The sequence below is a fragment of the Streptomyces actuosus genome (genome assembly GCF_016921115.1).
Taxonomy (GTDB): domain Bacteria; phylum Actinomycetota; class Actinomycetes; order Streptomycetales; family Streptomycetaceae; genus Streptomyces; species Streptomyces actuosus_A.
On the sequence record NZ_JAFFZS010000010.1, the window covers coordinates 16,356 to 38,352 of the forward strand.

General features: G+C 70.0%; 16 protein-coding genes. 10 read left to right on the forward strand and 6 right to left on the reverse strand.

What is annotated here, in order from left to right:
- Nucleotides 1-15: 15 nt before the first annotated feature.
- The 3 genes from glpK to JS756_RS14995 form a co-directional block, all read right to left on the reverse strand.
- Nucleotides 16-1,551 (reverse strand): glycerol kinase GlpK, encoded by a 1,536-nt coding sequence (gene glpK, locus JS756_RS14985; protein WP_205383602.1) that lies wholly within the window; start codon nt 1,549-1,551, stop codon nt 16-18.
- Between the two features lie 67 nt (nt 1,552-1,618).
- Nucleotides 1,619-2,413 (reverse strand): MIP/aquaporin family protein, encoded by a 795-nt coding sequence (locus tag JS756_RS14990; RefSeq protein WP_205383603.1) that lies wholly within the window; start codon nt 2,411-2,413, stop codon nt 1,619-1,621.
- 367 nt (nt 2,414-2,780) lie between these two features.
- On the reverse strand, nt 2,781-3,545 hold the full coding sequence (locus JS756_RS14995) for an IclR family transcriptional regulator (protein WP_205383764.1): 765 nt from the start codon (nt 3,543-3,545) through the stop codon (nt 2,781-2,783).
- A 320-nt stretch (nt 3,546-3,865) separates the two neighbouring features.
- Here JS756_RS14995 and metH point away from each other — a divergent pair, with 320 nt between their 5' ends.
- From metH to JS756_RS15015, 4 genes are all read left to right on the forward strand, one after another.
- Complete coding sequence (gene metH / locus JS756_RS15000; protein ID WP_205383604.1) at nt 3,866-7,378, forward strand: methionine synthase; 3,513 nt, start codon at nt 3,866-3,868, stop codon at nt 7,376-7,378.
- A gap of 204 nt (nt 7,379-7,582) precedes the next feature.
- A complete protein-coding gene (locus JS756_RS15005) occupies nt 7,583-8,287 on the forward strand; it encodes an HAD family hydrolase (protein WP_205383605.1) in 705 nt (234 codons plus the stop codon).
- A 461-nt stretch (nt 8,288-8,748) separates the two neighbouring features.
- A complete protein-coding gene (locus JS756_RS15010) occupies nt 8,749-10,353 on the forward strand; it encodes an ABC transporter substrate-binding protein (RefSeq protein WP_205383606.1) in 1,605 nt (534 codons plus the stop codon).
- 133 nt (nt 10,354-10,486) lie between these two features.
- Nucleotides 10,487-12,067 (forward strand): ABC transporter substrate-binding protein, encoded by a 1,581-nt coding sequence (locus tag JS756_RS15015; RefSeq protein ID WP_205383607.1) that lies wholly within the window; start codon nt 10,487-10,489, stop codon nt 12,065-12,067.
- Nucleotides 12,068-12,156: 89 nt separating this feature from the next.
- Here JS756_RS15015 and JS756_RS15020 read toward each other — a convergent pair whose 3' ends face one another.
- Both JS756_RS15020 and JS756_RS15025 read right to left on the reverse strand, forming a co-directional pair.
- Nucleotides 12,157-12,828: a response regulator gene (locus JS756_RS15020; protein ID WP_205383608.1), complete on the reverse strand. Its 672-nt coding sequence runs from the start codon at nt 12,826-12,828 to the stop codon at nt 12,157-12,159.
- A 14-nt stretch (nt 12,829-12,842) separates the two neighbouring features.
- Nucleotides 12,843-13,829: a RecB family exonuclease gene (locus JS756_RS15025; RefSeq protein ID WP_205383609.1), complete on the reverse strand. Its 987-nt coding sequence runs from the start codon at nt 13,827-13,829 to the stop codon at nt 12,843-12,845.
- Nucleotides 13,830-14,006: 177 nt separating this feature from the next.
- Here JS756_RS15025 and JS756_RS15030 point away from each other — a divergent pair, with 177 nt between their 5' ends.
- From JS756_RS15030 to JS756_RS15040, 3 genes are all read left to right on the forward strand, one after another.
- Nucleotides 14,007-15,593: a site-2 protease family protein gene (locus tag JS756_RS15030; protein ID WP_205383610.1), complete on the forward strand. Its 1,587-nt coding sequence runs from the start codon at nt 14,007-14,009 to the stop codon at nt 15,591-15,593.
- Nucleotides 15,594-15,651: 58 nt separating this feature from the next.
- Complete coding sequence (locus tag JS756_RS15035) at nt 15,652-16,554, forward strand: tRNA (adenine-N1)-methyltransferase (protein ID WP_205383611.1); 903 nt, start codon at nt 15,652-15,654, stop codon at nt 16,552-16,554.
- Nucleotides 16,555-16,860: 306 nt separating this feature from the next.
- Nucleotides 16,861-17,436 (forward strand): hypothetical protein, encoded by a 576-nt coding sequence (locus tag JS756_RS15040; RefSeq protein ID WP_205383612.1) that lies wholly within the window; start codon nt 16,861-16,863, stop codon nt 17,434-17,436.
- A gap of 57 nt (nt 17,437-17,493) precedes the next feature.
- Here the strand turns inward: JS756_RS15040 and JS756_RS15045 are convergent, their stop codons facing one another.
- The gene (locus JS756_RS15045) at nt 17,494-17,799 is read right to left on the reverse strand and encodes a ferredoxin (RefSeq protein ID WP_205383613.1); all 306 of its coding nucleotides are present in this window, start codon (nt 17,797-17,799) and stop codon (nt 17,494-17,496) included.
- A gap of 246 nt (nt 17,800-18,045) precedes the next feature.
- On the opposite strand from JS756_RS15045, the gene arc reads away from it, so the two are divergent.
- From arc to JS756_RS15060, 3 genes are all read left to right on the forward strand, one after another.
- Nucleotides 18,046-19,812, forward strand: coding sequence for a proteasome ATPase (arc, locus tag JS756_RS15050; RefSeq protein ID WP_205383614.1), 1,767 nt, complete (start codon nt 18,046-18,048; stop codon nt 19,810-19,812).
- A gap of 244 nt (nt 19,813-20,056) precedes the next feature.
- On the forward strand, nt 20,057-21,568 hold the full coding sequence (dop, locus tag JS756_RS15055; RefSeq protein ID WP_368861099.1) for a depupylase/deamidase Dop: 1,512 nt from the start codon (nt 20,057-20,059) through the stop codon (nt 21,566-21,568).
- A 189-nt stretch (nt 21,569-21,757) separates the two neighbouring features.
- Nucleotides 21,758-21,976, forward strand: a complete 219-nt coding sequence (locus JS756_RS15060; protein WP_205383615.1) for a ubiquitin-like protein Pup — start codon at nt 21,758-21,760, stop codon at nt 21,974-21,976.
- Nucleotides 21,977-21,997 lie beyond the last annotated feature (21 nt).

Below are 21,997 nucleotides of genomic sequence, written 5' to 3' on the forward strand. Positions count from 1 at the left end.
GGTTCTAACTCCTCGTCAGTCTTCCTCGGCGATCCAGCCCATGGTCCGGTCGACGGCCTTGAGCCAGCTCTTGTACTCACGGTCGCGGGTCTCCGCGTCCATGCGGGGGGTCCACTCGGCGGCCCGCCGCCAGTTGGCGCGCAGGTCGTCGGTGCTGTTCCAGAAGCCGACGGCGAGGCCGGCGGCGTAGGCGGCGCCGAGGCAGGTCGTCTCGGCGACCATCGGGCGCACCACCGGTGCGTCCAGGACGTCGGACAGGGTCTGCATCAGCAGGTTGTTGGCGGTCATGCCACCGTCGACCTTGAGGGTGGCAAGCTCGACGCCGGAGTCCTTCGTCATGGCGTCGGCGATCTCCCGGGTCTGCCAGGCGGTGGCCTCCAGGACGGCACGCGCGAGGTGCGCCTTGGTGACGTACCGGGTCAGGCCGGCGATCACACCGCGGGCGTCGGAGCGCCAGTGCGGGGCGAACAGGCCGGAGAAGGCCGGCACGAAGTAGGCGCCGCCGTTGTCCTCGACCGAGAGCGCGAGCGTCTCGATCTCCGCGGCGGTGGAGATCAGGCCCATCTGGTCCCGCATCCACTGCACCAGCGAGCCGGTGACGGCGATCGAGCCCTCCAGGGCGTAGACCGTCGGCTGCTCGCCGATCTTGTAGCCGACGGTGGTCAGCAGGCCGGCGTACGAGTTGATGATCTTGTCGCCGGTGTTCATCACCATGAAGGTGCCGGTGCCGTACGTCGACTTGGTCTCGCCCTCGGAGAAGCAGGTCTGGCCGAACAGGGCCGCCTGCTGGTCGCCGAGCGCGCTGGCGACCGGGATGCCGCCGAGCAGATCGCCGAGCTTGCCACCGGTGATCTCGCCGTACACCTCGGCGGAGGACCGGATCTCCGGCAGGATCTCCATCGGCACGCCGATGGACTCGCAGATCTTGTCGTCCCACTCCATGGTGTGGAGGTTCATCAGCATGGTGCGGGAGGCGTTGGTGACGTCGGTGACGTGCTTGCCGCCGTCGACACCGCCGGTGAGGTTCCAGATGACCCAGGTGTCCATGGTGCCGAAGAGGATGTCCCCGGCCTCGGCGCGCTCCTTCAGGCCCTCGACGTTGTCGAGCAGCCAGCGGGCCTTGGGACCGGCGAAGTAGGAGGCCAGCGGCAGGCCGGTCTCGCGGCGGAAGCGGTCCTGGCCGACGTTGCGGCCGAGTTCCCGGCACAGGGCGTCGGTGCGGGTGTCCTGCCAGACGATGGCGTTGTGCACGGGCCGACCGGTGTTCTTGTCCCACAGAACGGTGGTCTCGCGCTGGTTGGTGATGCCGATGGCCTTGATGTCGTCGCGGGTGATGCCGGCCTTGGAGACGGCTCCGGCGACGACCTCCTGGACGTTGGTCCAGATCTCGTTGGCGTCGTGCTCGACCCAGCCCGGCTTCGGGAAGATCTGCTCGTGCTCCTTCTGGTCGACGGAGACGATCCGGCCGTCCCGGTCGAAGACGATGCAGCGGCTGGAGGTGGTGCCCTGGTCGATGGCGGCGATGAACGGGCCGGCGTGGGCGTCGGTCACTGTGTTCTCCTGGAGGTTCCGTATGGATGGGGCATGACGTACGGCACGTGCTGTGAGTGAGGTGCTCTCAGGCAAACGCGACGTTGTAGATGCCTGCTCCGATGGCGGCGCCGATCAGCGGACCGACCACCGGGACCCAGGCGTAGCCCCAGTCGGAGCCGCCCTTGTTGGGCAGGGGCAGGAGGGCGTGCACGATGCGCGGACCGAGGTCACGGGCCGGGTTGATCGCGTAGCCGGTGGGGCCGCCCAGCGAGAAACCGATCGAGACCACCACGAGCGCGACGATCAGACCGCCGAGGACGCCCAGGCCGTTGCCCTTGTCGTTCAGGCCCTGCGTGAGGACCGCGATGACCAGCACCACGGTGCCGATGATCTCGGTGGCGAGGTTCTGCACCGCGTTCCGGATCTCGGGACCGGTGGAGAAGACGCCCAGAACCGGGCCGGCGCCCTGCTCCTGCGCCTCGACGGCCTTGGCCGTCGTGGCCTGCGCACCCGGACCGCCGACGATCTCCTTGTCGGTCAGGTGGGCCTGGAACTGGCCGTAGTAGGCGATCCAGACGAGCGTCGCACCGATCATGGCGCCGAGCAGCTGGCCGCCGATGTAGGTCGGCACGTTCGTCCAGTCGCCGTCCTTGATGGCGAGGGCCACGGTGACGGCCGGGTTGAGATGTGCGCCGGAGAGGGGGCCGGAGACGTACACGGCCGTCATGACGGCGAAGCCCCACCCGAAGGCGATGGCGACCCAGCCGGCGTTACGGGCCTTGGAGGCCTTGAGCGTCACGGCGGCGCAGACGCCGCCGCCGAGCAGGATGAGTATGGCGGTACCGATGGTCTCGCCGATGAAGATGTCGGAGCTGGACACCCGCGACTCCTTTGTCCTTGCGTGCCAGGGAAGCCGGATCCCGGGTCCCACCGGGCTTCCGGCGCCCTCGGGGGTGAGAGCGATACCGGCCCTTGGCGTTGTCACACTCTAGCGCGTATTGCCGGTAGGTGTTCGACAATGCCGACCGATGGACGGGAGTCTTGCTCCGGCGTCACGCATGCGTCAAGGGTTCTGTTATCGAAAGCGCGATCGTTATTGATCGCGGCGAGCTATCGATTGCGGGCCGCAATCAAGGGCGAGGTGTGCACCTTCGCCCTACATGTCAATTTTCGACCGATTTCAGGGTATGCCGAAAGCCGGGACCCCGTCCGGGGCCCCGGTCGCTTCCTCGGTGGACCCGCGCGGGTCAGAACCGCCCGGCGCCCAGATCGCGCGACACCGCGCGGGCGCAGTCGCGAACGGCCGCGATCAGCTCGGGCCGCAGTTCCTCGTCGGGCCGCACCCGCTCCACCGCGCCGGTGATGCCCACGGCGCCCACCGGCATGCGCCGGCGGTCGTGGATGGGTGCGGCGAGGGACGCGACGCCCTCCCAGGTCTCCTCCACATCGGCGGCGTAGCCGCGCGCACGGGTGATGTCGAGGACGTGCTCGAAGGCGTCCAGGTCGCACACCGTGCGGTCGGTGAAGGCCTTGCGGTCGGCCTCCATGGCCTCGCTGTGCGCGACGGGGTCGTAGGCCGACAGCACCTTGCCCAGGGCGGTGGAGTGCAGCGGTTGCATGGCCCCGATCTCCAGCACCTGCCGGCTGTCGTCGGGGCGGAAGACGTGGTGCACGATCAGCACGCCCTGCTGGTGCAGGACTCCGAGGTACACGCTCTCCCCGCTGGCGCGGGCCAGGTCGTCCGTCCACACCAGGGCGCGCGCCCGCAACTCGTGCACGTCGAGATAGGTGGTGCCCAGGCGCAGCAGCTCCGCGCCCAGCTGGTAGCGGCCGGAGGCCTCGTCCTGTTCGACGAAGCCCTCCTGCTGCAGGGTGCGCAGGATGCCGTGGGCGGTGCCCTTGGCCAGACTCAGGGACGATGCGATGTCCGACAGACCCAGCCGCCGTTCGCCGCCCGCGAGCAGGCGCAGCATCGCTGCCGCGCGTTCGAGCGACTGGATGTTCCGTGACATCGCCGTTCTGCCTCCGTCCCCTTCGGCCGACCAGGTGCGGCCCTCGCTGCCGTCGTTCGGCATTGTCGAACACTACCGTTTCCTGGCGACCCACCGCTAATGGTCGGCGGACATCCGTCGCCGTTCGCGTGGCCCCCCGGTCGCGCCGGGGTGCTTCCGCGGCGCCGCGGACGGCCTCCCGACACGGGCGCGCGTCCCGCCCCGTGGACGCGCTGCCCATCCAAGCCCACTCCCGGTTACGCTGGCGCCGTGCGCCTCCCGGGGCATTGTCCGGGACGCCGCATAGCCGACAGCCGTCGCACCCCAAAGGGAGCCCCTTCATGGCCGCGCAGCCGCCGACCCCTTCCGCCGACAGCCGGGCCCGTGCGTCCGCGCTCCGCCAGGCGTTCGCCACCCGTGTGGTGGTCGCCGACGGAGCGATGGGCACCATGCTCCAGGCCCAGGAACCCACGCTGCAGGACTTCCAGAACCTCGAGGGCTGCAACGAGGTCCTCAACGTCACGCGGCCCGACATCGTCCGTTCGGTCCACTCGGCGTACTTCGACGCGGGCGTCGACTGCGTGGAGACCAACACCTTCGGCGCCAACCTCTCCGCCCTCGGCGAGTACGACATCGCCGAGCGGGTCCACGAACTGTCCGAGGCCGGCGCCCGCATCGCCCGCGAGACGGCGGACGAGTTCACGGCCCGGGACGGGCGCCAGCGCTGGGTGCTCGGTTCGATGGGTCCCGGCACCAAGCTGCCCACCCTCGGCCACACCACCTTCGCCGCGATCCGCGACGCCTACCGGAGCAACGCCGAGGGTCTGCTCGCCGGGGGCGCCGACGCGCTCCTGGTGGAGACCACGCAGGACCTGCTCCAGACGAAGGCCTCGGTCATCGCCGCCCGCAGCGCCATGGAGACCGCCGGCTACGAGGTCCCGCTCATCGTGTCGGTCACCGTCGAGACCACCGGCACCATGCTGCTCGGCTCGGAGATCGGCGCGGCCCTGACCGCGCTGGAACCGCTGGGCATCGACATGATCGGCCTGAACTGCGCCACCGGCCCCGCCGAGATGAGCGAGCACCTGCGCTACCTCGCCCGCCACTCCCGCGTCCAGCTGTCGTGCATGCCGAACGCGGGCCTGCCGGTGCTCACCGCGGACGGGGCGCACTACCCGCTGACCGCGCCCGAGCTGGCGGACGCGCAGGAGAACTTCGTCCGGGACTACGGCCTGTCCCTGGTCGGCGGCTGCTGCGGCACCACGCCCGAGCACCTGCGGCAGGTGGTGGAGCGGGTGAGCGGGCTGGCCCCCGTCGAGCGCAGCCCCCGGCCCGAGCCCGGCGCCGCCTCCCTCTACCAGTCGGTCCCGTTCCGCCAGGACACCTCCTACCTGGCCATCGGCGAGCGCACCAACGCCAACGGCTCCAAGAAGTTCCGCGAGGCCATGCTGGACGGCCGCTGGGACGACTGCGTGGAGATGGCCCGCGAGCAGATCCGCGAGGGCGCGCACCTGCTCGACCTCTGCGTGGACTACGTCGGCCGCGACGGCGTCGCCGACATGGAGGAACTCGCCGGCCGCTTCGCCACCGCCTCCACCCTGCCGATCGTGCTGGACTCCACCGAGGTCGAGGTGATCCGGGCGGGCCTGGAGAAGCTCGGCGGGCGGGCGGTGATCAACTCGGTCAACTACGAGGACGGCGACGGCCCCGAATCCCGGTTCGCCAAGGTCACCCGGCTGGCGCAGGAGCACGGTGCCGCGCTCATCGCGCTGACCATCGACGAGGAGGGCCAGGCCCGTACCGTCGAGAAGAAGGTCGAGATCGCCGAACGGCTGATCGCCGATCTGACCGGCTCCTGGGGCATCCACGAGGAGGACATCCTCATCGACTGCCTGACCTTCACCATCTGCACCGGTCAGGAGGAGTCCCGCAAGGACGGCGTCGCCACCGTCGAGGCCATCCGCGAGCTGAAGAAGCGGCACCCGGACGTGCAGACCACGCTGGGCCTGTCGAACATCTCCTTCGGCCTCAACCCGGCCGCCCGGATCCTGCTGAACTCCGTCTTCCTGGACGAGTGCGTCAAGGCGGGCCTGGACTCCGCGATCGTCCACGCGAGCAAGATCCTGCCGATCGCCCGCTTCGACGAGGAGCAGGTGCAGACCGCCCTCGACCTGATCCACGACCGCCGCAGCGAGGGCTACGACCCCCTGCAGAAGCTGATGGCCCTCTTCGAGGGCGCCACGGCCAAGTCGCTCAAGGCGTCCAAGGCCGAGGAGCTGGCCGCGCTGCCCCTCCAGGAGCGCCTCAAGCGGCGCATCATCGACGGCGAGCGGACCGGCCTGGAGGCCGACCTGGACGAGGCGCTGCAGACCCGCCCGGCGCTGGAGATCGTCAACGACACCCTGCTCGACGGCATGAAGGTGGTCGGCGAGCTGTTCGGCTCCGGCCAGATGCAGCTGCCGTTCGTGCTCCAGTCCGCCGAGGTGATGAAGACCGCCGTCGCGCACCTCGAACCGCACATGGAGAAGACCGACGAGGCCGGCAAGGGCACCATCGTGCTGGCGACCGTGCGCGGCGACGTGCACGACATCGGCAAGAACCTCGTCGACATCATCCTGTCCAACAACGGCTACAACGTCGTCAACCTCGGCATCAAGCAGCCGGTCTCCGCGATCCTGGAGGCGGCCCAGGAGCACAACGCCGACGTGATCGGCATGTCCGGGCTCCTGGTGAAGTCCACGGTGATCATGAAGGAGAACCTGGAGGAGCTCAATGCCCGCGGCCTGGCCGCCAGCTACCCCGTCATCCTCGGCGGCGCCGCGCTGACCCGCGCCTACGTCGAGCAGGACCTGTACGAGATCTACGAGGGCGAGGTCCGCTACGCCCGCGACGCCTTCGAGGGCCTGCGGCTGATGGACGCCCTGATCGGCGTCAAGCGCGGCGTGCCCGGAGTCGGGCTGCCGGAACTCAGGCAGCGGCGGGTGCGAGCGGCCACCGCCGAGGTGCAGGAGCGGCCGGAGGAGGGGCACGTCCGCTCCGACGTCTCCACGGACAACCCGATCCCCACCCCGCCGTTCTTCGGCACCCGCGTGATCAAGGGCATCCAGCTCAAGGAGTACGCCTCCTGGATCGACGAGGGTGCCCTGTTCAAGGGCCAGTGGGGGCTGAAGCAGGCGCGCACCGGCGAGGGGCCGACGTACGAGGAGCTGGTCGAGACCGAGGGCCGCCCGCGGCTGCGTGGACTGCTGGACCGGCTGCAGACGGAGAACCTGCTGGAGGCGGCCGTCGTCCACGGCTACTTCCCGTGCGTGTCCAAGGACGACGACCTGATCATCCTGGACGAGTCGGGCCATGAGCGCACCCGCTTCACCTTCCCGCGCCAGCGACGCGGCCGGCGGCTCTGCCTGGCGGACTTCTTCCGCCCCGAGGAGTCCGGTGAGACGGACGTCGTCGGCCTCCAGGTGGTCACCGTGGGCTCCCGCATCGGCGAGGAGACCGCACGTCTGTTCGAGGCTGACGCCTATCGCGACTACCTGGAGCTGCACGGCCTGTCCGTCCAGCTGGCCGAGGCCCTCGCCGAGTACTGGCACGCCCGCGTGCGCGCCGAGCTCGGCTTCGCCGGCGAGGACCCGGCGGACGTCGAGGACATGTTCGCCCTGAAGTACCGCGGAGCCCGCTTCTCCCTCGGCTACGGCGCCTGCCCCGACCTGGAGGACCGCGCCAAGATCGCGGACCTGCTCCAGCCGGAGCGTATCGGCGTCCACCTGTCGGAGGAGTTCCAGCTCCACCCCGAGCAGTCCACCGACGCGATCGTGATCCACCACCCCGAGGCCAAGTACTTCAACGCCCGCTGAGGCCCGCCGGGCAATGCCCGCGCGCCCGTCCGGGGGCACACCGAAGGCCCTCCCGGCGCGCGGGGCCGGGTTTGGGAGAGTGCCCCCGACCTCGTCTTTCAAACGAAGCATTTCGTTCGCGCGCGACGTACACTGGTCGGTCCACCGCAGGCCGGTTCCCCGGAAGGGAACCGGCCTGACCGTCCCTCAAGGAGGTGCGCCCGGATGACCCGTACGGTCCCCGCGCTCGGAACCGCCACGGCCAAGGGCTCCACCCTGCAGGCCGTGCTGCTCGACATGGACGGAACCCTGGTGGACACCGAGGGCTTCTGGTGGGACGTCGAGGTCGAGGTGTTCGCCGCCCTCGGCCACACGCTGGAGGACGCCTGGCGCCATGTCGTGGTCGGCGGCCCGATGACCCGCAGTGCCGGGTTCCTCATCGAGGCGACGGGCGCCGACGTCACCCTCGCCGAGCTCACCGTCCTGCTCAACGAGGGCTTCGAGGACCGCATCGACCGCACCTTGCCGCTGATGCCCGGCGCCGCCCGGCTGCTGGCCGAACTGAGCGACCACGGCATTCCCACGGCCCTGGTCTCCGCCTCGCACCGGCGCATCATCGACCGCGTCCTCACCTCCCTCGGTCCGCACCGATTCCACCTCACCGTCGCCGGCGACGAGGTCGCCCGCACCAAGCCGCACCCCGATCCCTACCTGCTGGCCGCCACCGGCCTCGGAGCGGATCCGGTCAGATGCGCCGTCATCGAGGACACCGCCACCGGGGTCGCCGCCGCCGAGGCCGCCGGCTGCCACGTGGTGGTCGTGCCCTCGGTCGCCCCCATCGCGCCCGCCACCCGGCGCACTGTGGTGACCTCCCTGGAAGAAGTCGACCTGACATTTCTGCGGGAGCTGCTGACCGAAACCGTTCGATGACACACCCGCGTTAGCCGTTCACCCAGCGTGGTCCGCCGATTGCCGGGGAATTCAGCAGTCCATGGCCTCGCATCCATCACGGAACGGCCACCGCGCAATTTCCGGGACATCACGTGGCTGAATTCCGGCCCCCGTACGCCCTGCTGCGGATGTGACGTTCCCCACGCCCTGAGGGGTCGACAGGTGGGGTCTGCTGTGCCCGGCACCCCTGTCCACCGGACCCCGCAGGGTCCTTGTGTCCTGATTGGTGGAGTGCTGCACGAATCCTTCCCGTGTCGGGTTTTCGGTCTGTCCATACCCGGTTTCGCTGTGTGATGAGGCCTCAACTCCACTGGCTGCCGGACCTCATGCGGGCGCGCACTAATCTCGTCGCGAGAACATCGGCACCCCACCCCGTGATCCGCTGCGACACCCCTGCATGCCGGATACACGGAATCGATCAGCTCTGGAGAAACTCGAGCATGAACCGCAAGACTTTGGTGCTTCCGGCCATGGCCGGTCTGCTCGCACCCGTGCTCGCAGGCTGCGGCGGGTCCAGCAGCGGCAGCAGCGGAGGCGACGCGATCGTCGTCGGCACCACGGACCGGTTCACCGCTACGAAGGACGCTCCCGCACCCCTCGACCCCGCCTACGCCTACGACGTCGGCACCTGGAACGTCCTGCGCCAGACCGTGCAGACCCTGATGATCCTGCCCAAGGGCGAGGGCGCCCCGGTGCCCGAGGCCGCCGAGAGCTGCGGCTTCACCGACAGCGGCAACGAGCGCTACGCCTGCAAGCTCCGCGCCGGCCTGAAGTTCGCCGACGGCAAACCCGTCACCGCGAACGACGTCAAGTTCTCCATCGACCGGGCCCTCGACATCGATGCCGACTCCGGCGTCGCCTCGCTGCTGTCGACCGTCGACACCGTCGAGACGCAGGGCGACCGCGACGTCGTCTTCCACCTGAAGACCGCCGACGCCACCTTCCCGTTCAAGCTGTCCACCCCCGTCGCCGGCATCGTCAGCCCCGACCACTACGACAAGGACAAGCTGCGCGACGGCTTCTCGGTCGACGGCTCCGGCCCCTACAGCCTCAGGGCCGAGACCAAGGACGGGGAGATGACGCGGGCCGTGTTCACCAAGAACCCCAATTACAAGGGGACTCTGACGGTGAACAACTCCAAGGCCGAACTGGTCTCCTTCCCGGACGCCGAGGCCATGGACGCCGCGCTCGAGAAGAACGACATCGACGTCATGTCGCGCACCATGACGCCGGAGCAGGTCCAGAAACTGTCCGCGTCCACGGGTGGCGACGTCGAACTGGTCGACATGCCCGGACTCGAGATCCGCTACCTGGCCTTCAACACCGACGCCGCGTCGGTCAAGGACAAGGCCGTACGCCAGGCGATGGCCCAGATCGTCAACCGCAGCGAGCTGGTGGCCCAGGTCTACGGCTCCCAGGCCCAGCCCCTGTACTCACTGGTTCCGGCCGCCGTCACGGGCCACTCCAACGCCTTCTTCAACAAGTACGGCGACCCCAGCACCGCCAAGGCCAAGAAGCTGCTGGACAAGGCCGGCATCACCACGCCGGTGAAGCTGACCCTGCACTACACCACCGACCACTACGGTGCCGCCACGAAGAAGGAGTTCGAGCAGCTCAAGAAGCAGCTCAACGGCAGCGGGCTGTTCGACGTGAACGTCAAGGGCCACTCCTGGGAGACCTTCGTCCCGGCCGAGCGCAAGGGCGAGTACGACGTCTGGGGCATGGGCTGGTTCCCCGACTTCCCGGACGCCGACAACTTCCTCGCGCCGTTCCTCGACAAGGGCAACTTCCTGAAGTCGCCCTACTCCAACAGCGACATCATCAACCACCTCATCCCACAGTCCCGTCGCGAGGCCGACCGGCTCTCCGCCGCCGGCAGCCTGACGGAGATCCAGGACATCGTCGCCGAGGACGTGCCCATGCTGCCGCTGTGGCAGGGCAAGCAGTACATCGCCGCGCGCGACACCATCACGGGCACCTCGTACGCCCTCAACTCCACCTCGACGCTCCAACTCTGGGAGCTCGGCCGAGGTGTGGGCGGCTGACGCCCACGGGTCCCGGGGAGGCGGACAGCCCCCCCGGGACCGCACGCCCGGGGCCGCCGACCGCGCCCCGCGGCCGTAGTCCGGGGCCGAACTGTGCCCCGGAGGCACGAGAACGACGACAAGGCACCTCTACGTGAACATGCGCAACCCGTGGCCGGTCCTGCCCCTCACGGCTGGGCTGGCCTTCGGCCTTCTGACCGGATGCGGCACGGAAACCGGGAAGTCCGGGAGCAACGGCTCCACCGTGGTGATGGGGATGTCGGACGACGTCCTGGCCACCGACCCCGCCTCCGGCTACGACCCCGGCTCCTGGCTGTTGTTCAACAACGTCTTCCAGTCGCTGCTCAGCTTCCCCAAGGGCGGTACCGAGCCCCAGCCGGAGGCGGCCAAGACCTGCGCCTTCGACGCGACGACCACCATCTACACCTGCACGCTGGCCGACGGCCTGAAGTTCAGCAACGGTGACGACCTCACGTCCGAGGACGTGAAGTTCTCCTTCGACCGCATGCTGAAGATCGACGACCCGGACGGCCCGGCGGTCATGTTCCCCACGCTGGACGCCGTCGAGACACCGGACGCCAGGACCGTCGTCTTCCGGCTGAAGGTCCCCGACGCCACCTTCCCCAGCAAGATCGCCTCCGGTGCCGGCTCCATCGTCGACCACCGCCAGTACGACGCCGACGGTCTGCGCAAGGACGGCAAGGCCGTGGGCTCCGGCCCCTACCGGCTCGACTCCGTCGACGAGGACGAGGCCGTCTTCTCCGTCAACGAGCACTACAGCGGCACCGCCGCCGAACCGAAGAACTCCGGTGTCACCCTGAAGTTCTTCCACGGTGACCAGGCCGCCCTGAAGAAGGCCCTGCTCGACGGTGAGGTCGACATCGCCTACCGCGGCCTCGCCGCGAGCGACATCGCCGGCCTCGACCAGAGCACCGGTGGTACCGGAGCCGAGGTCGTCGAGGGCAGCAGCGCCGAGGTCCAGCACCTGGTCTTCAACATGAAGGACCCGGTCGCCGGAAAGCTCGGAGTGCGCAAGGCCATCGCCTATCTGCTCGACCGCGACGCCCTCGTCAGGGACGTCTACCAGGGCACCGCGACCCCGCTGTACTCGATCGTGCCCGCCGGCATCGCCGGTCACAGCACGTCCTTCTTCGACACCTACGGCGCCCGCCCCTCCCGGCAGAAGGCGGCCGACGCGCTCAGCGAGGAGGGCGTGACCGGCCGGGTGCGCCTCACGCTCTGGTCGACACCGTCCCGCTACGGTCCCGCCACCGACGCCGAGTTGAAGGCCATCGCCGGCCAGCTCAACGCCAGCGGCCTGTTCCGGGCCGACGTCAGGTCGGTCCCCTTCGACCGGTACGAGAAGGACATCGAGGCCGGCAAGTACGGCGTCTACGTCAAGGGCTGGGTCCCCGACTACCCCGACGCCGACAACTTCACCGCCCCGTTCTTCGGGCCGGGCAACGTGCTCGGCAACCACTACACCAACGCCACCATCACCGGCAGCCTGCTGCCGCGCACGGCCGCGCAGAGCAACCGCGCCGCCACGGACGGGGAGTTCGCCCGCCTCCAGGACATCGTCGCCGACGACCTGCCCGTCCTGCCCGTGTGGCAGGCCAAGCAGTACGCCGTCACCCGCGAGAACGTCTACGGCCTGGAGAACTGCCTCGACGCCTCCACCGTCTTCCGGTTCTGGGAACTGACGAAGGACTGAGCGGCGGCGCACGGACGAACCGAGCGGCACACAGGCGAGGGGCGGCCCCGGCGGGACCGCCCCTCACCCCTGCCCGTCGCGTACGGCGCCTACTGGGCGCCGGGACGCACCAACCCGCTCTCGTACGCGTACACGGCCGCCTGCACCCGGTCGCGCAGGCCCAGCTTCGTCAGGACATGCCCCACGTGCGTCTTGACGGTGGTCTCGCTGACGAACAGATCGGCAGCGATCTCGGCGTTCGACAGCCCCCGCGCCACCAGCTTCAGGACCTCCACCTCGCGGTCGGTCAGCGTGTGCAGGGTGTCCGGGACGGGCTCCTCGCCGGAGGGCAGATGGGTGGCGTACTTGTCGAGCAGCCGGCGCGTGATGCTGGGGGCGAGCATCGCCTCACCGGCCGCCACGACCCGGATCGCCTGCACCAGCTCGTTCGCCGGGGCGTCCTTGAGCAGGAACCCGCTGGCGCCCGCCCGCAACGCCTCCACCACGTACTCGTCGAGGTCGAAGGTGGTCAGCACCAGCACCTTGGCCGGGCCGTCCCGCTCCGGCCCGGTGATCTGCCGGGTCGCCTCCACACCGTCCATGCGCGGCATCCGGATGTCCATCAGGACGACATCGGGCTGCAGGGCGCGCACCTGGTCCAGCGCCTGGAGGCCGTCCCCGGCCTCGCCGACCACCGCGAGATCCTGCTCCGCCTCGAGGATCATCCGGAAGCCCGTACGCAACAGCGGCTGGTCGTCGACGAGTAGGACGCGGATGGCCACGTGAGTCTCCTTCGCTAGTCCGGCCCTATTCTGCCCTGCGGGTCCCCGTCCGGCTCGGCCGCCCTCACCGGCAGCGGATAGGGCGGGGGAGTGCCACCGAACTCCGGGCAGTGCGCCCGGTGATCGCACCAGCCGCACAGCTTCGTCGGCCGAGGACGCCAGTCCCCGGTCTCCGTGGCCCGCCGGATCGCCTCCCACAGCGCGAGCAGCTTGCGTTCCACCCGCTCCAGGTCGGCGAGGACCGGGTCGTACGTCAGCACGTCCCCGCTGCCGAGGTACACCAGCTGCAGGCGCCGCGGCACGACCCGCTTCAGCCGCCAGACCACCAGCGCGTAGAACTTCATCTGGAACAGCGCGCTCTCGGCGTACTCCGGCCGCGGCGCCCTGCCCGTCTTGTAGTCGACGATCCGCACCTCGCCGGTCGGCGCCACGTCCACCCGGTCGATGATCCCGCGCAGCCTCAGCCCCGAGTCCAGCTCCGCCTCGACGAACAGCTCACGCTCCGCCGGCTCCAGCCGTGTCGGGTCCTCCAGCGTGAACCAGCGCTCCACCAGCTGCTCGGCCTCCGACAGCCAGCGCGTCAGCCGCTCGCCGTCCGCGTCGTCCGCGAACAGCTCCACGAGCTCCGGCCGCGCCTCCCGCAGCCGGTCCCACTGCCCCGGGACGAGCGACTTCGCCCGCGGCGCCGTGCGCTCCGCGGCGGGCGCGTCGAAGAGGCGTTCCAGCACGGCATGGACCAGGGTGCCGCGCGTCGCCGCCTCGCTCGGCTTCTCCGGCAGCCGGTCGATCACCCGGAACCGGTACAGCAGCGGGCACTGCATGAAGTCGCCGGCCCGCGAGGGCGACAGCCCGGCCGGCGGCACGACCACAGCCGCAGGAGCCACGGCCCCCTCCGACCCGGCCCCTTCCGCTTCCCGGGCCGGTGCCGGTCCCGGCAGCGGTACCGGGGCCACCGGCCCGCCGCGGCCCTCCCCGGCCGGCCCGTCGTTGCTCGTCTCCATGCCCACAGACCTTACGGCCCGCCACCGACAGTCACCCAGCCGCCGTGCACGGCGGCTGGGACACCGGGGAAAACTCAGGGGTGCCGGGGCGAAACGCCTCACGAACGCCGCATACCATCGACACGAGACCCTTCCGCCCCGCCAGGACGCGGAAGACGCTGCGAACGAGGGGACACCGTGGACGAGAGCGGCCGGAGCGCGCAGCCGCCGTCGAACGACGACGAGACGGCCGACCGCCACGCAACACCGACGACGCCCCCACCCGGCGAGGCCCCCCGCCCGGGACCGGCCCGGACGGACCCCGCCGCCCCGGGCCCGGACCCGGCGGACGGCCCCCGCGACGGCGACGGGTCCGGCGCGCCCGACGTCCCCGGGTACGGGAGGAACGACGCCGGCGACCCCGCCCCGACCGACCGGCCGGCGGCCCACGGCACCCCTCCCGCACCGGAACGGCACACCCCGGGCGCCACCCCCCGCCACGACGCCCCCGCGCCCGATCACCGCACCGCCCTCCCCCTCCGCGACCACGGCGACGCGCACCCGTCCGCCGGCCACGACCGCACGCGTGCGGACTCCGGCGCGTCCCACACCCGCCCCCCGCAGCCGCCGCCCGAGCCGCGGGGCGGGCTGCTCATGGGCCGGCCCTTCGGTGTGCCCGTGTACGTGGCGCCCAGCTGGTTCCTGGTCGCGGCACTGATCACCTGGGTGTTCGGCGGACAGCTGGACCGGGTGCTGCCCGAGCTCGGCGCCGCCCGCTATCTGGTCTCCCTCTTCTTCGCCGTCGCCTTCTACGCCTCCGTCCTCGTGCACGAGCTGGCCCACACGGTCGCGGCCCTGCGCTTCAAGCTGCCCGTCCGCCGCATCCAGCTCCAGTTCTTCGGCGGTGTCTCCGAGATCGAGAAGGAGGCCGAGACCCCGGGCCGGGAATTCGTGCTGGCCTTCGTCGGCCCCCTGCTCTCCCTCGTCCTGGCCGGCCTGTTCTACCTCGCCCTGCAGCCCGTCGAGCCCGGAACCGTCCCCGGCGTCCTGCTCGCCGGCCTGATGATCTCCAACCTCATCGTCGCCGTCTTCAACCTCCTGCCCGGCCTGCCCCTCGACGGCGGCCGGATGCTCCGCGCGGTCGTCTGGAAGATCACCGGCAGGCCCATGAGCGGCACCGTCGCCGCCGCCTGGGTCGGCCGCGCCCTGGCCGTCTCCGTCCTGATCGGCCTGCCCCTGCTCACCCAGTCCGGCGCCCTCGGCTCCACCGCCGAGGACAGCATCGGCATGGACACCGTCACCGACGCCCTGCTCGCCGCCATCCTCGCCGCGATCATCTGGACCGGCGCCGGAAACAGCCTGCGCGTCGCCCGCCTGCGCGAGCACCTGCCCGAACTGCGCGCCCGCACCCTCACCCGCCGGGCCGTTCCCGTCCACACCGACACCCCGCTCTCGGAGGCCCTGCGGCGCGCCAACGACTCCGGGGCCCGCGCCCTGGTCGTCGTCGACACCGACGGCGAACCCCTCTCCCTGGTGCGCGAGGCCGCCATCGTCGGCGTCCCCGAGCACCGCCGCCCCTGGGTCGCGGTCAGCGGCCTCGCCCAGGAGATCACCGACGGCATGCGCGTCTCCGCCGAACTGGCCGGCGAGGACCTCCTGGAGGTCCTGCGCGCCACCCCCGCCACCGAATACCTGGTGGTGGAGGAGACCGGCGAGATCTACGGCGTCCTGTCCGCCGCCGACGTGGAGCGTGCCTTCGTCAAGGCGATGGCCCGGCCCGCCTGAGGACCGCCGGGCCACGCCCGTGGTCCGCGGCCCCGGCAAAGGCCGGTAGGCTGTTCACATGTCCGAACCGACCGGTGCCGCCCGCAGGCGCGGGCCCTTCAAGGTCGGGGACCAGGTACAGCTGACCGACCCCAAGGGCCGCCACTACACGTTCACGCTCGAGGCCGGGAAGAACTTCCACACCCACAAGGGTTCCTTCCCCCACGACGAACTGATCGGCGCTCCCGAGGGCAGCGTTGTCCGCACCACCGGGAACGTCGCCTACCTCGCGCTGCGCCCCCTGCTCCCCGACTACGTCCTGTCCATGCCCCGCGGGGCAGCCGTCGTCTACCCGAAGGACGCGGGGCAGATCCTCGCCTTCGCCGACATCTTCCCCGGCGCGCGCGTCGTCGAGGCCGGCGTCGGCTCCGGCTCGCTCAGCAGCTTCCTGCTGCGCGCCATCGGCGACCAGGGCATGCTCCACTCCTACGAGCGCCGCGAGGACTTCGCCGAGATCGCCCGGGGGAACGTCGAACGCTACTTCGGCGGCCCGCATCCCGCCTGGCAGCTCACCGTCGGCGACCTGCAGGACAACCTGTCCGACACCGACGTCGACCGCGTCATCCTCGACATGCTCGCTCCGTGGGAGTGCCTGGAGGCGGTCTCCAAGGCGCTGGTGCCCGGCGGCATCCTGTGCTGCTACGTGGCCACCACCACCCAGCTCGCCCGGACCGTGGAGTCCATCAGGGAGATCGGCTGCTTCAACGAGCCGACCGCCTGGGAGACCATGATCCGCAACTGGCACATCGAGGGCTTGGCCGTCCGCCCCGACCACCGCATGATCGGGCACACCGGCTTCCTCCTCACCGCCCGCCGCCTCGCCGACGGCGTGGAGCCGCCCATGCGCCGCCGCCGCCCCGCCAAGGGCGCCTACGGCGAGGACTACACCGGTCCCAACGCCGACGGAGGAACGGGGCGCTGAGGCGCCTTCCGTACGCGGCGCCGCGCAGCCGGCGACGCGCGCGTCGCGGCGGCCCCTGCCGCATCAACGCACGAACGCCGTGGCCGAGTTCCCGCAGCACACCGGGAACGCGGCCACGGCGCCGTCGTTCTGACCGCATCTCACCCCCGACCGGACCGCCCGCACCCCCGGCCCGACCGCCCGCACCGCCCGCGCGGCGACCGCCGCTCCGCCCACCGGCTGCGACCCCGCCGTTCCCCCGGACTGTGACGTGTGGCACCATGCAGGCCACCCCCACCGGCACAGCCCTCACGGGAGACACTCCTAGTGCAGCAATCCGCCGTCCCGGAACTGGCACACACCCACACCCGGCCGATCCACTGGGTCGCCACCGCGACCGCGCTCGCCGGCGTCATGGCGCTGTCCGGCCTCCTGCAGCCGCACCCGGCCAGAGCGGCCCAGACGCCCGGCGCCGCGGACAGGACCGCCGCCCCCGCCACGGCGCCCACCACCGCGGGCGTCGACTTCCCGCTCGACTGCGGCCCCGTGCAGGCCGTCGTGCAGAAGACGGCCACCGGCGACCTCGACGGCGACGACCGGCCCGAGACGGTCGCCGTGGTGCACTGCGACGCGCCCATGGGCACCCCGCCCGACGGGGTCTACGTCCTCACCCAGGCCCCCGGCGCCGCGCGGCCCCGCGTCGTCGCCACCCTGGTCGACCCCAAGAGCCGCAACACGGTCACCGAACTCGCCGTGCACGACGGGGACGTCCTCGCCACCCTGCTCGGCTACTCCTCCGACGACGTGCCCGCCTGCTGCCCCGACCTGAAGAACCGTGCGACATGGCGGTGGAGGAACGGCGCGTTCCTGCGCTCCACCCCCGCGGGCGCCCGCAGCGTCTGAACCGCGCCACCCGCGATGTGAGATATCAGACAGCCGTGACGTCAGGTGGGGGAGTGGTCACCCGGCGTCCGGCCCGTACACCTCGACCCTGTCCGAAACTCGCCTGACGTGGATGCACTCGCCCGGGCACTCCCGTGCCGAGTCCACCACGTCCGTCAGCAGCGGCAGCGGCACCGGGACCGTGGCACCCGGTGCCTGCTGCAGTTCCTCGGCGGTGCTCTTCACATACGCCAGACCGTCGATGTCCAGCTCGAACACCTCGGGCGCGTACTGCGCGCAGATGCCGTCGCCGGTACACAGGTCCTGATCGATCCAGACCTCCAGCGCCTCGCCGCCGGTCCCGGCCTCCTGCTGCACGCTCATCTCTCCTGCTGCTGTTCGATGTCGAGCCGCTCGGGAACGAAGCAGGCTCTGACGGGTGTTGAACACTTCGACCCTACCTCCGCCCGCTTCCCAATCATGTTCGGTGGGTATTCCCCTGGCGTGAGGGAGAGCGCAAGGGTGAAGATCGGACACACCCCGACAGTCTTTGTGATCTAGGGGTTTCAATCGACACCCACCCAGGTAGGGTCTGGAAGCGTCCAGCTCCCCTTGGAGGAGGTGAGGACCGTGGCAGCCCACGACGACGACATTGACCGCGGCATCCGCCCGGGACGCGGGTCCGACGACCCGGCCGGGCAGATCGCCTACCTTGAGCAGGAGATCGCCGTCCTGCGACGTAAGCTCGCCGACTCTCCGCGACACACGAGGATTCTCGAAGAGCGGATCGTCGAGCTGCAGACCAACCTGGCCGGCGTGTCCGCCCAGAACGAGCGACTCGCCAACACACTCCGCGAGGCCCGGGACCAGATCGTGGCCCTCAAGGAGGAAGTCGACCGGCTCGCCCAGCCGCCGGCCGGCTTCGGAGTCTTCCTGCAGTCCGACGAGGACGGCACCGCCGACATCTTCACCGGCGGCCGGAAGCTCCGCGTGAACGTCAGCCCCGGGGTCGATCTCGACGACCTCAGGCGCGGCCAGGAAGTCATGCTCAACGAAGCGCTCAACGTGGTCGAGGCCATGGAGTTCGAGCGCGTCGGGGACATCGTCACCCTCAAGGAGATCCTCGAGGACGGCGAGCGCGCCCTGGTGCTCGGGCACACCGACGAGGAGCGGGTGGTGCGGCTCGCCGAGCCGCTGCTGGACGTCACCATCCGCCCCGGCGACGCCCTGCTGCTCGAACCCCGCTCCGGCTACGTCTACGAGGTCGTGCCCAAGAGCGAGGTCGAGGAACTCGTCCTCGAAGAGGTCCCCGACATCGGCTACGAGGCCATCGGCGGCCTCGGCAACCAGATCGAGGCCATTCGCGACGCGGTCGAGCTCCCCTACCTGTATCCCGACCTGTTCAAGGAGCACGAACTCCGTCCGCCCAAGGGCGTCCTGCTCTACGGACCACCCGGATGCGGCAAGACGCTGATCGCCAAGGCCGTCGCCAACTCGCTGGCCAAGAAGGTCGCCCAGGTCACCGGCCAGGCCGCCGGCAAGAGCTTCTTCCTCAACATCAAGGGTCCCGAGCTGCTGAACAAGTACGTCGGTGAGACGGAGCGGCAGATCCGCCTCGTCTTCCAGCGGGCCAGGGAGAAGGCCGGCGAGGGCACCCCCGTGATCGTCTTCTTCGACGAGATGGAGTCCCTCTTCCGCACCCGCGGCTCCGGTGTCAGCTCGGACGTGGAGAACACCATCGTCCCGCAGCTGCTCGCCGAGATCGACGGCGTGGAAGGCCTGCAGAACGTGGTCGTGATCGGCGCCTCCAACCGCGAGGACATGATCGACCCGGCCATCCTGCGCCCCGGCCGCCTCGACGTGAAGATCAAGATCGAGCGCCCGGACGCCGAGGCCGCCAAGGACATCTTCGGCAAGTACCTCACCGAGCGCCTCCCGCTCCACACCGAGGACCTCTCGGAGCACGGCCAGGACAAGGCGGCAACGGTCCAGGCCATGATCCAGACCGCGGTCGAGCACATGTACGCCGAATCCGAGGAGAACCGCTTCCTGGAAGTCACCTACGCCAACGGCGACAAGGAAGTCCTCTACTTCAAGGACTTCAACTCCGGCGCCATGATCGAGAACATCGTCGGACGCGCCAAGAAAATGGCGATCAAGGACTTCCTGGAAAAGAACCAGAAGGGCCTTCGCGTCTCCCATCTCCTCCAGGCCTGCGTGGACGAGTTCAAGGAGAACGAGGACCTGCCCAACACCACCAACCCGGACGACTGGGCCCGTATCTCCGGAAAGAAGGGCGAGCGGATCGTCTACATCCGCACCCTCATCACCGGAAAGCAGGGCGCGGACACCGGCCGCTCCATCGACACGGTGGCCAATACCGGACAGTACCTGTAGAAGAAAGGGCGGCTGCGGGTGCCCTCACCGGGGTACCCGCAGCCGACTGCTTTTCCGGCGACACCCGGAACAAGGCGGGCAAGCCAATGATGCAAATGATCTCCCCACCAGTGCAAAGGCGTTCTAGGCTCTTCCCTACCGCCGGGTTGCGCAGTGCGGGGACGGGCACCGCACGGCCACTCGAGCACGAGCGGTACGTGAGCGGCGCCCACGACCGAGGGAGCCGCGGGGCAAGGAGGGCCGCATGACCGTACGGCGAGTAATGGGCATCGAGACGGAGTACGGCATCTCCGTCCCCGGGCACCCCAACGCCAATGCCATGCTCACCTCATCCCAGATCGTCAACGCCTACGCCGCGGCGATGCACCGGGCCCGCCGGGCCCGCTGGGACTTCGAGGAGGAGAACCCGCTGCGGGACGCCCGAGGATTCGACCTCGCCCGCGAGGCCGCCGACGCCAGCCAGCTCACCGACGAGGACATCGGCCTGGCCAACGTCATCCTCACCAACGGCGCTCGCCTCTACGTCGACCACGCCCACCCCGAGTACAGCGCCCCCGAGGTCACCAACCCCCGGGACGCCGTCCTGTGGGACAAGGCCGGCGAGAGGATCATGGCCGAGGCCGCGGAACGGGCCGCCCAGCTCCCCGGCGCCCAGCCGATCCACCTCTACAAGAACAACACCGACAACAAGGGCGCCTCCTACGGCACGCACGAGAACTACCTGATGAAGCGGGAGACCGCCTTCTCGGACATCGTGCGCCACCTGACGCCCTTCTTCGTCTCCCGCCAGGTCTTCGCCGGCGCGGGCCGCGTCGGCATCGGCCAGGACGGCCACGAGCACGGATTCCAGCTCAGCCAGCGCGCCGACTACTTCGAGGTCGAGGTCGGCCTGGAGACCACGCTCAAGCGGCCCATCATCAACACCCGCGACGAACCGCACGCCGACGCCGAGAAGTACCGCCGCCTCCATGTGATCATCGGCGACGCCAACCTCTCCGAGATCTCCACGTACCTCAAACTGGGCACGACGGCCCTGGTCCTCTCCATGATCGAGGACGCGTTCATCGCCGTCGACCTGGCGGTCGACCAGCCGGTCCGCACCCTCCACCAGGTCTCCCACGACCCGTCCCTCAAGCGCCTGGTCACGCTCCGCAGCGGACGCACACTCACCGCGGTCCAGCTCCAGATGGAGTACTACGAGCTGGCCCGCAAGTACGTGGAGGAACGCTACGGAGCCGACGCCGACGACCAGACCACGGACGTGCTCAGCCGCTGGGAGGACACCCTCACCCGGCTGGAGAACGACCCGATGAGCCTGGCCGGCGAACTGGACTGGGTCGCCAAGCGCGAACTCATGGAGGGCTACCGGCGCCGCGACAGCCTCGACTGGGACGCCGCCCGCCTGCACCTGGTCGACCTCCAGTACGCCGACGTACGCCCCGAGAAGGGGCTCTACAACCGCCTCGCGGCCCGCGGCCGGATGAAGCGCCTGCTGGACGAGGCCGAGGTCGAGCGGGCCAAGGCCAGCCCCCCGGAGGACACCCGCGCCTACTTCCGCGGCCGCTGCCTGGAGCAGTACGCCGACGACGTCGCCGCGGCCTCCTGGGACTCGGTCATCTTCGATCTCCCGGGCCGGGACTCCCTGCAGCGGGTCCCAACCCTGGAACCGCTACGCGGAACGCGAAATCACGTCAAGGAGCTCCTCGACCGCTGCCGCACGGCCGAAGACCTGGTCAGGGTGCTGTCCGGCGGCTGAGGGGTACACGGCCACCCGCCCGGCCGGGCGGGTGGAAATGCCCCAGGCCGGGAATCATCGAGGTGGTCCCCGCACGTTGAGCAAACTGCGGGGCCGATGTCGGACCGGGCGAGTAGGGTCTGATCATCACCGATCGGCAGGAATGCCGACCTGCCGACCCATGTCGGGCGAAAGAGCGGGGTGAGGGTTATGGCGACCAAGGACACCGGCGGCGGCCAGCAGAAGGCCACGCGCTCCACCGAGGAGGCCACGGAGCAGGCGCAGGACGCGCAGGCCTCGGAAGACCTCAAGGAGCGCCACGAGAAGCTGAGTGACGACGTGGACTCCGTCCTCGACGAGATCGACGACGTACTCGAGGAGAACGCGGAGGACTTCGTGCGCTCCTTCGTTCAGAAGGGTGGAGAGTAGATTTCCCCTTCGAATTGAAGG